Consider the following 12709-nt stretch of genomic DNA (forward strand, 5'->3'; position numbering starts at 1 on the left):
CGGGTTCGTGACGGCTACTCCCCGCCGTGTCTACTCCAAAAACAGGCCACGTGCCGCGGCGGACTGCTCGATGGCCTCCAACCTGGCCTCCGCGCCCGGGAGTTCGTCACACATGCGCTGCAACAGCACCCGGCCGAGCATCATCGGCGCGCACGCGGTGTCGAAGACCAGCCCGGTGCCGACGGCGGCCGGCAGCATCAGGTCGGAGAGCTTGGCGACCGGCGCGAAGGCGCTGTCGGCGACGGTCAGCACCGTCAGCCCGCACTCGCGGGCCACCACCAGTGCGTCCATCAGCTCCCGCGGGTAGCGCGGCAGCGCGAAGCAGAGCAGCGCGGTGGCCCCGGCCGCGGCGGCCTGTTCCAGCCGGTCGGCGAGCATGCTGCCGCCCTCGTCGAGGAGGCGGATGTCCGGGTGCACCTTGGCGGCGAAGTAGGCGAAGCCGCGCGCCTGCGCGGAGGCGGCCCGCAGGCCGAGCACCGGCAGCGGGCGGGAGGCGGCGAGCAGCCGGGCGGCGCGGGTGATCGGCTCGGGGTCGGCGAGGAGTTCGGCGAGGTGGCGCAGGTGGGCGATCTCGGCGAGCACGGCCTGCTGGTGCTCGTTGCGCACCGCGTCGTCGGGGGTCTCCGGCGCGGCGGTCTCGCCCGCGCCGAGTTCGCGCAGCTGCTTGCGCAGCGCCGGGTAGCCGTCGTAGCCGAGGGCGACCGCGAAGCGGGTGACGGACGGTTGGCTGACGCCGGCGAGTTCGGCGACCTCGACGCTGGAGAGGAACGGCGCCTCGGTGGCGTGCCGGACCAGCGAGTGCGCGATCCGCCGCTGGGTCGGGGTCAGTCGGTGGCCTTCGAACAGCTGGAGCAGCCGGGCGGAGGGGCCGACCGTGCCGGCCTCGTCGGTGGCGGTCATCAGCGGTACCTCCGGATGCGAGCGATTCGGACGACGACTGTGCAGCAGTGCGTCGCGCCTGGCAAAGACGTCTCGTACGGCGGGACGCCGGGTGAGACGGCCCGAGCGGGTGGGAGCTCGGGGTAACCCTGAATTCTCCCTGAACCCGCCCGGATTCCCCCACCGACGGATGGACCGCGCCCCGGCGCGGGCCCAGGCTGGTCCCATGGACACTCGCCAGGACGACCTGCGGCGCGACCTCGACGCCGCCCTGCACGCTCGCAAGGAACTCGGCAAGGAGTACGAGCCGGAGCTGGTCGACTCGTTCCTGAGCCGCCTGGACGCCCGGTTGGACGCCCGGGTCGAGCGCCGGGTGGCCGAGCGGATGGACGACTACGAGCCCGCGCACCGGCGCCGACCGCACCGCCCGGGGCCGGGGCTCGGCCTCCCCGGCAACCGGCTGGCGGTGATCTCGCTGGTCCTCGGCATCCCGCTGACCGCGATCGCGGCCAGCCCGCAGAGCGGCGGCTTCATCGGCCTGATCGTCAGTTGGGCGGGCATCGTCGGGGTCAACTTCGCCGCCGCGTTCGGCAACCGCCGGGACCGGGACGAGCCGCGGTCCCGGTCCCGGGACGACTGGGACTGAGCCCCGCCGCCCGCACCGGACCCGACGGCCCGTCACGCCGAACGCACCGAACGCACCGATCTCACCAGGTCACACCGGCTCAGGCCAGCGGCCCGGTGACCCGCTCCACCGCCCGCACCAGCTCCCCGGAGGCGACCAGCGCGGCCGCCGCCTCCAGGTCCGGCGAGAGGAAGCGGTCGCGGCCCGCGCCGCCGACCCCCGCCTCCCGGGCGGCGGCCATGGCGGCCGCGGTGGCCGGGGCCGTCCGGCCCGCGCCGTCGGCCTGCTGGCGGATCTCCAGGGCGCGGGCGGCGGCGGTGAGTTCGACGGCGAGGATCCGGCCGAGGTTGTCGACGGCCTGGCGCAGCTTGCGGGCGGCGGACCAGCCCATCGACACGTGGTCCTCCTGCATCGCGGAGGACGGGATCGAGTCGACCGAGGCCGGGACGGCGAGCCGCTTGTTCTCGCTGACCAGCGCCGCCTGGGTGTACTGGGCGATCATCAGGCCGGAGTCCACGCCGGGGTCGTCGGCCAGGAAGGCCGGCAGGCCGTGCGAGCGGGCCTTGTCGAGCAGTCGGTCGGTGCGGCGCTCGGAGATCGAGCCCAGGTCGGCGGCGGCGATGGCGAGGAAGTCCAGCACGTACGCGACCGGGGCGCCGTGGAAGTTGCCGTTGGACTCCACCCGGCCGTCCGGCAGCACCACCGGGTTGTCGACCGAGGCGGCCAGCTCGCGGGAGGCGACCAGCTGGGCGTGGGCGAGGGTGTCCCGGCCGGCGCCGGCCACCTGCGGGGCGCAGCGGATCGAGTAGGCGTCCTGGACCCGCGGCGCGTCGTCCTGGTGGTGGCCGGTGAGGCCGGAGTCCTTGAGGACGGCCAGCATGTTGGCGGCGCTCAGCGCCTGGCCCGGGTGGGGGCGGATCGGGGCGTGCAGTTCGGGGGCGAGCACCTTGTCGGTGCCGAGCAGCGCCTCCAGGGTCATCGCGGCGGTGATGTCGGCGGTGGTGTACAGCCGCTGCAGGTCGGCGATGGCCATCACCAGCATGCCGAGCATGCCGTCGGTGCCGTTGATGAGGGCCAGGCCCTCCTTCTCCAGCAGTTCGACGGGCTCGATGCCGGCGGCGGCGAGCAGTTCGGCGGCGGGCTTCTCCACGCCGTCCGGGCCGGTGGCCACGCCCTCGCCCATCAGGACCAGCGCGCAGTGCGACAGCGGCGCGAGGTCGCCGGAGCAGCCGAGCGAGCCGAACTCCCGGACCACCGGGGTGATGCCCGCGTTGAGCAGGGCGGCCATGGTCTGCGCGACCAGCGGGCGCACCCCGGTCCGGCCGGAGGCCAGCGTCTTCATCCGCAGGAAGACGAGTGCCCGGACGACCTCGCGCTCGACGGCCGGTCCCATCCCGGCCGCGTGCGAGCGCACCAGCGACCGCTGGAGCTGCGCCCGCAGTTCGGGGCTGATGTGCCGGACGGCGAGCGCGCCGAATCCGGTCGACACGCCGTAGACGGGGCGCGGTTCGGCCGCGAGGGCGTCGATCCGTGCCCGCGCCGTCGCCATCTCGGCGAGCGCGTCGGGGCCTATCTCGACCCGGGCGTTCCCCCGGGCGACGGCCAGCACGTCCTCGGCGCTGACGTCGGCCTTGCCGACCTGGACCAGCGGAGCGTCGGGGGCCACAGCACTGTGCATATCCATATACACCATCACATCAGGTGAATGAAGATATGACAACAGGTGGTCGCCATCCGGAACGGCCACGATCGCACGCCCCGTACCGGCCGGCAGGACTTTCCCCCGGCCCGCCCCGTGCCGCACGCTGGTGCCCACGGACACGCACGGAGGTGGCAGGGCGATGACGCGGGCGACGGCACGGCGCCGGGTGGTGCGGCTGCGGGGGGACGAGCGCGGGGTGCGGCCGGACTCGCTGGCGGCGGAGGAGCCGCTGGAGATCCGGCTCGGCGGCGAACCGCTGACCGTCACCATGCGCACCCCCGGGCAGGACTTCGACCTGGTAGCCGGGTTCCTGGTCGGCGAGGGGCTGGTGCACACCTCCGAGGAACTCGCCGCCCTGCGGTACTGCGCCGGGACGGACGAAGCCGGCGCCAACACCTACAACGTCGTCGACGCCACCCTGCGCGGCGCCGCCCGCGCGCTGCCGCTGTCCGCGCACCGCAACCTGCTCACCACCAGCGCCTGCGGCCTGTGCGGCCGGGACACCGTGGACGCCGTCCGCACTCACGTCCGCCACCCGGTGGGCGAGGACCCGCTCACCGTCCCGCCGTCCCTGCTGTACGGCCTGCCGGACCGGCTGCGGGCCGCCCAGCGCACCTTCGAGTCCACCGGCGGCCTGCACGCGGCCGGCCTGTTCGACGCCGCCACCGGCGAACTGCTCTGCGCCCGCGAGGACGTCGGGCGGCACAACGCGGTGGACAAGGTGGTCGGCTGGGCGCTGCGCGAGGGCAGGCTGCCGCTGACCGGGCACGTCCTGCTGGTGAGCGGCCGGGCCTCGTTCGAGCTGACCCAGAAGGCCGCGCTGGCGGGCGTCCCGCTGCTGGCGGCCGTCTCGGCGCCGTCCTCGCTCGCGGTGGACCTCGCGGAGGAGCTGGGCCTGACCCTGGTCGGCTTCCTGCGAGGGGAGGGCGCGAACGTCTACACCCGGCCGGACCGGATCACCGCGCCCTCCCCCGCCACGTCCTCCCCCGCCGCGCCGGTCACCCCCTGAGCTCGGCCTCGATCAGGTCCGCCGCGCGGGCGGTGCCGCCCTCGGCCCGGCCGGCGGCGGCCAGCGCCTTCAGCCGCTCGGCCACCGCCGGGTCGCCGACCAGCTCCAGCAGCGCGCCGCGCAGCGCCTCCGGGGTGGCCTCCCCGGTGTCCAGGCGGCGGGCGACGCCGAGCCCCACCAGCGCGTCCGCGTTGGCGTACTGGTCGGCGGCCTGCGGCACGGCGATCATCGGCACGCCGTGGTACAGCCCCTCGCTGGAGCCGCCCATGCCCGCGTGGGTGACGAAGGCGTCCGCCTGCGCGAGCACCGACAGCTGCGGCACCCACCGGTGCACCTCGACGGTGTCCGGCACCTCGCCCAGGTCGGCCAGGTCGGTGTGCGCGCCGACCTGGAGCACCGTGTGCCAGCCGGGCAGGTCGCCGAAGGCCTGGACGCAGGCCCGGTAGAACGCGGGCTGGTGGGTGAAGGCCGAGCCGAGCGAGACCAGCAGCACCTTCTCGGCGGCGGCCGGCCGCCGCCACTCCCCCTGATGGGCGCGGTCGCCGAAGCACGGCCCGACGAAGCTGACGCGCCGCTCGTCGACCCGGTCCGCGTTGGGCTGCAGGGCGCGCGGGATCAGGGCGACGGCCCGCACCGGGCGGCCCTTGAAGGCGTCCACGTCGCGTTCCACCGCCCCGGCCTCGGCCAGCCAGTCGGCGAACCGCCGGTGGTGCTCGGCGCCGCCGGGCCCGTTGCGGATCGCCTCGTACACCTCCGCCATGTCCTGCTCGAAGCCCTCCCAGCCGACGTAGGTGGGCGACAGCTGCACCACCGGCACGCCCAGCCGCTCGCCGAGCGCCCGCCCGGCGAAGCCCGCGATGTCGTGGAGCACCAGGTCGGGGCGGTCGTCCGCGAAGGCCTCCAGCAGGACGGGGTGCATCGCGAGGGCGTCGTCCAGGAACACCTCCTGGATCGCCACCGGGTCCTCCGGCCACCCGCTCGGGTCGTCGGCGAGCGGCAGCCGCGTCGGGTACGGGACGAGGCGGGCACCGGTGGACTCGACGGCCTCGGCGAAGGAGGCGTCGTTGACGTAGCTGACCCGGTGGCCCCGGGCGACCAGTTCGGCGATCACGGCGAGGCTGGGGTTGACGTGCCCGTGGGCCGGGACCGAGACCATCAGGATGTGGGCGGGGTGGGCGGAGCGGGTCATGGGGCCTCCAGGGTTCAGAACAAGACGAGACGGTCCGTCTCGCTGGCGCCCCTCCAGCATGATCCCGGATCCGACGCCGCGTCAAGACGATACGTACCGTCTCGCCACTTCGCTTAGAATTTCCGCCATGGCCCACAGAACCGCCCCCGATCCCGCCCGCCGCAGCGAACGCTCCCGCGCCGCCGTCCTCGCCGCCGCCTCCGAACTCGTCGCCGAGGTCGGCTTCGGCAAGCTCACCATCGAGGCGATCGCCGCCCGGGCCGGCGTCGGCAAGCAGACCATCTACCGCTGGTGGCCGTCCAAGGGCGCCGTCGTCTTCGACGCCTTCCTCGCCACCAACGAGCACGAGGGCGGCCTCGACCTCCCCGACACCGGCGACCTCGCCGCCGACCTGCGAACCGTCCTGCGCCCCACCACCGCCGAGCTCACCGACCCCGCCCTCGACCGCAGCTACCGCGCCATCACCGCCGAGATGCTCAACGACCCGGCCCTGTACGCCGAGTACCGCACCCGCCTGCTGAACCCACTCCTCGACGTCACCCGCGCCCGCCTGCACAGCGCCCGCGAGGCCGGCCAGCTCGCCCCCGACGCGGACCTCGACCTCGCCCTCGAACTCCTCTACGGCCCGCTCCACTACCGCTGGCTCTACCGGCTCGGCCCGCTCGACCCCGCCTACGCCGACCGCCTGGTCGAGGCGGTCCTGCGCGCCCTCGGGCCGGCCTGACCGCGCCGACCAGCCTCCCCCGGCCTCACACCACCGGGGGCGAGGCCGCGCCCGCCAGGGCGACGGCCACCAGGGCGCGCATGGCGAAGGCGGCCTGGCCCAGCGGCAGGGTGGCGTCGTCGGCGAAGAGTTCGACGAGCCAGCCGCCGGCCGGGTTCTGGCCGCCGGCGGCGACCATGCCGCGGTAGCCGGAGACGACCAGCATGGCCTCCTCGGCCGGGTCGTTGCCGGCCGCGCCGGCGCGCAGGGCGAAGGCGCCGCCGCGGACGGCGCGGCGGGTCATCGGGTAGTGGCGCAGGTCGAAGACGGCGTCCGGGGCCTCGATCTGGGCCCGCTGGGTCTCGGCGCGGGTGCTGCTGGGGCCGCTGGTCATCCGGTAGACGGCGTGCTGGGCGGTGCGCATGAGGTGGGAGCCGGGCGGGACGTAGGAGACCCACCAGCCGACGGCGTCGAGCAGCCGGGCGGAGGCCTCGGCGACGACGACGAGCTTGCCGAGGGTGTCGGCGGGGTGGACGGCCCGGGCGGCGGCGGCCTGGTCGAGGGCCGCGAGGACGGCGGTGAGCAGCTGGCCCGGGTCGGCGCTGTGCGCGGCGCCCCGGAAGCGCCGCCGGTCGCCCGCCCCGGCCCGGCCCGGGCGGGCGCGTCCGTCGGCCCGGTGGTGCGGGTCGGCGGCGTCGGCGAGCAGCACGGTGGGGTCGGGCGAGAAGCCGGGGCCGTGGCTGCGCCCGGCGACGACGGGGTGGGCGGCCCGGGCGGCCTTGGCCCGGTACTGGGCGGCGTCGGCGAGCCGGAAGAGCCGGTCTGGGGTGGTGACCGGGCCGATGGAGTCGCCGGTGGAGGCGACGCCGCAGGCGACGCCCTCGCCTTCGGACAGGGCCAGGGCCCGGGCGCAGAGCTCCTCGGCGACGGCGACGACCTCGTCGGCCTTCTGCCCCTCGGCGAGCAGGCAGAACTCGTCGCCGCCGAGGCGGGCGGCGAGGCTGCCGGGGAGTTTGGCCGCGGCGACCGAGAGCTGGTGGGCGAACCGTTCGAGCAGCCGGTCGCCCATTTCGTGGCCGAGCTGGTCGTTGACCCGCTTGAGGCCGTTGACGTCGCAGACGACGAGCGAGACCACGGTGTTGTCCCGGTTGTGCGCCGTGAGGGCGCTCTCCAGCCGGGCGTCGACGGCGCGCCGGTTGGCGAGGCCGGTGAGCGGGTCGGAGAAGGCGAGTTTGCGCAGGTCGGCGAGGCGTTCGGTCTGGGCGAGGCCGGCCGAGATCTGGGCCGCGAGCAGGGTCGCGTAGTCGGTGTCGGCGGCGACGAACCCGGGCTTCCCGACGCTGCGGGCCAGGTACAGCTCGCCCCAGGCCTGCCCGTGCAGGACGATCGGGGCGACCACGCAGCAGGCGCGGCCTCGCCGGCGCAGCGCCGCGGCGCGTTCCTGGCAGTACGCGCCGGCGGTGGGGTGGGCGTGTCCGGCGTGCGGTTCGGCGTTCTCGGCGGTCTGCAGCCAGGCCCGAGGGAGGCGCCCGGTGGTCCAGCGCTCCTCCAGATAGGTGACGATCTCGGGGAAGTCGGCGACGGGGTAGGACTCGTCCTCGGGCAGTTCCTCCTCGCCGGGCGCGAGCTCCCCGTGGTTGACCAGGACCCGGAGCCGGCCGGATTCGCGGTCCCAGACGGAGACGGCCGCCATGGTCGCCCCGAGCGCCTCGGTGGCGCGGGCGGCGGCGGCCCGGACGGCCTCCAGCGGGGTGAGCGCGCGGGCCATGTCCTGGGCCAGCTCGACCACGGACTGCAGCCGCAGGTCGGGCAGTTGGCCGGACAGCCGCGGGCCGCCGCAGTCGCAGCCGCGGTCCGTCATGATCGCCTCGCTGCTCACCGGCTCGCCTCGCTCCCTGTGCCCGGTCCTGCCGGACCCCCGACGGCGGCCGCACCCACCCGGCCGCTTTCACCAAGACTATGGCGGTTTCGTTCGGTTATGCCCCGTTTGCCGGGGCGGACCCGCAACCGGCCGTACGGGTTTCAACCGTTCGGCACCCCAAGCATCGGGACCGGCCCGGGGCCACGTCCTGGAAAGGGCCGGGGAAGGCTGGAAAGGCCCGGGAAAAGCCGGGAAGGGCACAGGAGAAGACCGGAAGGGGCCCGGAAGGGAGCGGAAAGGCTCCAGGAGAGGCGCGAGAAGGGCCCGGGAGGGGCAGCGGCGGAGGCCTACTCCGGCTTCAGCCGCCGCGACAGCAGCCACGGCTCGACCAGCCCGAGCCCGCGCACCGGCCGGCGCCACATCGGCTGCAGGTGGAACCGGTGCCCGGCGTCCAGGCCCGGCACCGGCAGGCCCGAGGCGGGCATCCCGGCGGCGGCCGACAGCGCCTCGGCGAGGCCGGGGCCGTCCGCGTCCGGCGGGGCCACGCTGCCGTACTGCTCCAGCGCGGCGGCGAACTCGCCGTCGATCAGCACCGCGTCCTTGGGCGCGATCGAGGTGAGCCGGCTGGCCAGGTTCACGGTGGTGCCGAAGACGTCGCCCATCCGCGAGGTGACCGTGCCGAAGGCCATGCCGACCCGCAGCGCGGGGATGGTCTCGTCCTCGGCGAGGGCCTCGATCAGGCTGAGCGCGATCTCGGCGGCGGTGACCGGGTCCTCGGAGACGTAGAGGATCTCGTCGCCGAGGGTCTTGATGACCCGGCCGCCCTGCCCGGCGATCAGGTCCGAACAGGTGTTCTCGAAGGTCTCGACGAGTTCGCCGAGCTCCTCCTCCTCCAGCCGCCGCGACAGCCGGGTGAAGCCGACCAGGTCGGCGAAGCCCACCGCGAGGCGGCCGCTGGTGATCTCGTTGTCCTCGGCGGCCTGGACCACCCGGCCGGTGACGGCGGCGAGCTGGCGGCGCCAGACGTACACCAGGAACTGCTCCAGCTCCGGCAGCAGCAGCTCGACCAGCGGGTAGGCGACGTCGGCGCGGGTCAGGCCGGGCTCGACGGCCTGGGTGAGGTTCTCCAGGAAGGTGTCCATCTGCCAGCCGGCCAGCCGGGCGGTGGTCTGGCCGGTGGAGCGGGCCACCTGGATCGCCATCGACTCGCTGAGCAGGCCGGACTCGACCAGGCCGGCGAGCCGGCGCAGGGCGATCACGTCGCCGTCGGTGAGGGCCCGGGACTGGCCGATGTCGGGGAAGCCCATGGCCCGCCAGAAGCGGGTCGCCAGCTCCATCGGGACGTCGGCGGCCCGCGCGGCCTGGTACGGGGTGTAGCGGCGTGGCGCGTCCAGGATCAGGCGTTCCAGTTCGAGCGCGACCGTGGGGTCGTGGGTCCCCGATGTCGCGCCGCTGCTGCCGTCCTCTGCCACCGGTCCGTCCCCGTGCGGTCGCCGCAATCGCCTCGTGTCCTGCCTGTCCGGGCGCGCCCGCCACCCGGCGGGCAGTGGCGCGCCTCACACCGCTGCCAGGTGGAATGTTCGCACGGAATCGCGCGATCCGGGGCATCAGCCCGGGTCAAGGAGAGGTGAAGAGTGCCGTTCAGCGGGGCTCGGGGCGCACGTGGACGACGTCCCCCGCGCCGACCGCCCGGCGTGCGCCGTCGGGGGTGCGGACCACCAGGCGGCCGTCGCCGTCGATCGCCACCGCCTCGCCGACCAGCTCCCGGTCGCCCGGCAGGTGCACCTTCACCTGGCGGCCGAGCGTGGTGCAGCGGTCCGCGTAGGCGCGGAGCAGCTCGCTGGTGTGCGGGTCGCCGGCGGCGGCCGTCCAGGTGCGGTACAACCCGGCGAACTCGCGCAGCAGGGCGCGCAGCAGGGTGGACCGGTCGGTGACCTCGGCGCCGGCCAGCGCGAGCGAGGCGGCGGTGGGGACGGGCAGTTCGGGCTCGCGCAGCGAGACGTTGATGCCGAGGCCCGCGACCACGGCGCCACCGCTCAGCTCGGTGAGGATGCCGCCGAGCTTGCGCTCGGCGCCGTCGATCTCCACCTGGAGGTCGTTGGGCCACTTCAGCCCGACCTCGACCCCGGCGACCCGGCTCAGCGTGCTGGCGGTGGCCACCCCGACCAGGATCGGCAGCCAGCCGTAGCGTTCGACCGGCACCTCCTCGGGGCGCAGCAGGACGGACAGGAACAGCCCGGAGCGGGCCGGGGCGCTCCACTGGCGCTCCAGCCGGCCGCGCCCGGCGTTCTGCACCTCGGCGACCAGCACCGCGCCCTGCGGGGCGCCGGCCCGGGCGCGGGCGGCGAGGTCGTTGTTGGTGGAGCCGGTCTCGGCGACGACGTCCACCGAGGTCCAGAGCCCGTCCGGGACCAGCAGGTCGCGGCGCAGCGCCGCCTCGTCCAGCGGCGGACGGTCCAGGTCGGTCCACGGCGACGGCCCGGCGTGGCCGAAACCGCGCAGTCCACTGCGGCGGGGGGAGTCGGGTGCGGTCATGGTCCAGAACACTAGGGGGTGTGCGGACGCCGGGGGCGTAGGCCGCCCCATCGTCCCGCAGAACGCGCGTTGACACACTGTGTCGATGGCCATAACGCCAGGACGTGACGTCCGGGCCCGCGCGCTGGCTACGCTACCCAACGGTAGTTCGCAGCGCCGCCCTGCCCTCATGCGCGGGCCCCCACTCCGGCCCGCGCGCACTCGAACAGGTCGCGGCCCATGGATCAGGGAGAGCCACCGGATGACCGAGGCGCCGTACGACCCCCACACCACCGCCGGCAAGCTCGCCGACCTGCGGCGCAGGCTCGACGAGGCGGTGCACTCCGGCTCCGCCGCGGCCGTGGAGAAGCAGCACGCCAAGGGCAAGCTGACGGCCCGCGAGCGGGTCGCGGAGCTGCTGGACGAGGACTCCTTCGTCGAGTTCGACGAGTTCGCCCGGCACCGCTCGACGAACTTCGGGCAGGAGCGGAACCGCCCGTACGGCGACGGCGTGGTGACCGGCTACGGCACCGTGGACGGCCGCCAGGTCGCCGTCTTCGCCCAGGACTTCACCGTGTTCGGCGGCTCCCTGGGCGAGGTGTTCGGCGAGAAGATCGTCAAGGTGATGGACTTCGCGCTGAAGACCGGCTGCCCGGTCATCGGCATCAACGACTCCGGCGGCGCCCGGATCCAGGAGGGCGTGGTCTCGCTCGGCCTGTACGGCGAGATCTTCCGCCGCAACGTGCACGCCTCGGGCGTGATCCCGCAGATCTCGCTGATCATGGGCCCCTGCGCGGGCGGCGCGGTGTACTCCCCCGCGATCACCGACTTCGTGGTGATGGCCGACCGGACCTCGCACATGTTCATCACCGGCCCGGACGTGATCAAGACCGTGACCGGCGAGGACGTCGGCATGGAGGAGCTGGGCGGCGCCCGCACCCACAACAGCAAGTCCGGCAACGCGCACTACCTGGCCACCGACGAGAAGGAGGCCGTCGAGTACGTCAAGAGCCTGCTCTCGTACCTGCCCTCCAACAACCTGTCGGACCCGCCGTCCTACCCCGAGCAGGCGGACCTCACCGTCACCGACGAGGACCTCGAACTCGACGCCATCGTGCCGGACTCGGCGAACCAGCCGTACGACATGCGCAAGGTGATCGAGCACATCGTCGACGACGGCGAGTTCCTGGAGACCCAGCCGCTGTACGCGGGCAACATCATCACCGGCTTCGGCCGGGTCGAGGGCCAGTCCGTCGGCATCGTCGGCAACCAGCCGATGGACCTGGCCGGCTGCCTGGACATCAACGCCAGCGAGAAGGCCGCCCGTTTCATCCGGACCTGCGACTCCTTCAACATCCCGGTGCTGACCTTCGTCGACGTGCCCGGCTTCCTGCCCGGCACCGAGCAGGAGTGGGACGGCATCATCCGCCGCGGCGCCAAGCTGATCTACGCCTACGCCGAGGCGACCGTCCCGCTGATCACCGTGATCACCCGCAAGGCCTTCGGCGGCGCGTACGACGTCATGGGCTCCAAGCACCTGGGCGCCGACCTCAACCTGGCCTGGCCGACCGCGCAGATCGCGGTGATGGGCGCGCAGGGCGCGGTCAACATCCTGCACCGGCGGGAGATCGCCGAGGCCGGGTCGGCGGGCGGCGCCGAGCAGAAGCGGGCCGAGCTGATCGCCTCGTACGAGGACACCCTGCTGAACCCGTACCTGGCGGCCGAGCGCGGCTACGTGGACGCGGTGATCCCGCCGAGCGAGACCCGCCGACACATCGTCCGGGGTCTGCGGGCACTGCGCGGCAAGCGCGAGGTGCTGCCGCCGAAGAAGCACGGCAACATCCCCCTGTAGGCCCCCGTCGGGAGAGAATTGAGCCATGGCCCCGATCCACGTGCTGCACGGGCAGCCGACCCCCGAGGAGCTCGCCGCCGTCCTGGCGGTGGTCCAGGCCCGGGCCGCCGCCGCGCAGGCCGCCGCCGAGGCGGCACGCCTGGCCGGTGCCGGCCCGGCCGCCCCCTGGAACGACCGCTCCCGCCTGTTCCGCCCGGCCGTCCACCCGGGCGTCAACGCCTGGCGGACGTCCGGCTGGGCGAGCTGATCCGCCGGGTGCGGAGTGGGAAGTCGGCCCGTCCGACTTCCCACACCCCCCCCCGTAGGGGCCGGCCGCCCGGCTTGGCCCGCACCAGTGGAAGGAAAACAAAGCGCCCCGGGGCGGGAGCGGGGCCC

10 protein-coding genes and 1 pseudogene are annotated in these 12709 nt (G+C 74.4%); 5 read left to right on the forward strand and 6 right to left on the reverse strand.

Translation table 11 applies throughout. The features are described 5' to 3' along the window. Window positions 1-30 precede the first annotated feature (30 nt). A complete protein-coding gene (locus ACIOGZ_RS13830) occupies window positions 31-900 on the reverse strand; it encodes a MurR/RpiR family transcriptional regulator (protein WP_363588063.1) in 870 nt (289 codons plus the stop codon). 205 nt (window positions 901-1105) lie between these two features. Here ACIOGZ_RS13830 and ACIOGZ_RS13835 point away from each other — a divergent pair, with 205 nt between their 5' ends. Beyond that, window positions 1106-1525, forward strand: coding sequence for a hypothetical protein (locus ACIOGZ_RS13835; protein WP_363588065.1), 420 nt, complete (start codon window positions 1106-1108; stop codon window positions 1523-1525). A 79-nt stretch (window positions 1526-1604) separates the two neighbouring features. Here ACIOGZ_RS13835 and hutH read toward each other — a convergent pair whose 3' ends face one another. Then, window positions 1605-3188, reverse strand: coding sequence for a histidine ammonia-lyase (gene hutH, locus ACIOGZ_RS13840; RefSeq protein ID WP_363588067.1), 1584 nt, complete (start codon window positions 3186-3188; stop codon window positions 1605-1607). Between the two features lie 157 nt (window positions 3189-3345). On the opposite strand from hutH, the gene fdhD reads away from it, so the two are divergent. Continuing rightward, window positions 3346-4215 carry a formate dehydrogenase accessory sulfurtransferase FdhD gene (fdhD, locus tag ACIOGZ_RS13845; protein WP_363588069.1) on the forward strand — a complete coding sequence of 290 codons (870 nt, stop codon included), beginning with the start codon at window positions 3346-3348 and terminating at the stop codon, window positions 4213-4215. Here the strand turns inward: fdhD and ACIOGZ_RS13850 are convergent. Then, on the reverse strand, window positions 4205-5404 hold the full coding sequence (locus ACIOGZ_RS13850; protein ID WP_363588071.1) for a macrolide family glycosyltransferase: 1200 nt from the start codon (window positions 5402-5404) through the stop codon (window positions 4205-4207). The two genes, fdhD and ACIOGZ_RS13850, sit on opposite strands and share 11 nt — an antisense overlap. 127 nt (window positions 5405-5531) lie before the next feature. Between ACIOGZ_RS13850 and ACIOGZ_RS13855 the strand changes: the two genes are divergently transcribed. Further along, a complete protein-coding gene (locus tag ACIOGZ_RS13855) occupies window positions 5532-6128 on the forward strand; it encodes a TetR/AcrR family transcriptional regulator (RefSeq protein WP_363588073.1) in 597 nt (198 codons plus the stop codon). A 607-nt stretch (window positions 6129-6735) separates the two neighbouring features. Here ACIOGZ_RS13855 and ACIOGZ_RS13860 read toward each other — a convergent pair. The 3 genes and pseudogenes from ACIOGZ_RS13860 to ACIOGZ_RS13870 form a co-directional block, all read right to left on the reverse strand. Next, window positions 6736-7968, reverse strand: a pseudogene (locus ACIOGZ_RS13860) (diguanylate cyclase domain-containing protein); the annotation flags it as partial. A 347-nt stretch (window positions 7969-8315) separates the two neighbouring features. Next, the gene (locus tag ACIOGZ_RS13865; protein WP_363588075.1) at window positions 8316-9440 is read right to left on the reverse strand and encodes an adenylate/guanylate cyclase domain-containing protein; all 1125 of its coding nucleotides are present in this window, start codon (window positions 9438-9440) and stop codon (window positions 8316-8318) included. A 169-nt stretch (window positions 9441-9609) separates the two neighbouring features. Further along, window positions 9610-10503: a biotin--[acetyl-CoA-carboxylase] ligase gene (locus ACIOGZ_RS13870; protein WP_063351348.1), complete on the reverse strand. Its 894-nt coding sequence runs from the start codon at window positions 10501-10503 to the stop codon at window positions 9610-9612. A gap of 241 nt (window positions 10504-10744) precedes the next feature. Here ACIOGZ_RS13870 and ACIOGZ_RS13875 point away from each other — a divergent pair, with 241 nt between their 5' ends. Both ACIOGZ_RS13875 and ACIOGZ_RS13880 read left to right on the forward strand, forming a co-directional pair. After that, on the forward strand, window positions 10745-12334 hold the full coding sequence (locus tag ACIOGZ_RS13875) for an acyl-CoA carboxylase subunit beta (RefSeq protein WP_363588077.1): 1590 nt from the start codon (window positions 10745-10747) through the stop codon (window positions 12332-12334). 25 nt (window positions 12335-12359) lie between these two features. Further along, window positions 12360-12581 (forward strand): acyl-CoA carboxylase epsilon subunit, encoded by a 222-nt coding sequence (locus ACIOGZ_RS13880; RefSeq protein ID WP_363588079.1) that lies wholly within the window; start codon window positions 12360-12362, stop codon window positions 12579-12581. The last annotated feature ends 128 nt before the right edge of the window (window positions 12582-12709 follow it).

The sequence above is a fragment of the Kitasatospora sp. NPDC088160 genome, assembly GCF_044741445.1.
GTDB lineage: Bacteria > Actinomycetota > Actinomycetes > Streptomycetales > Streptomycetaceae > Kitasatospora.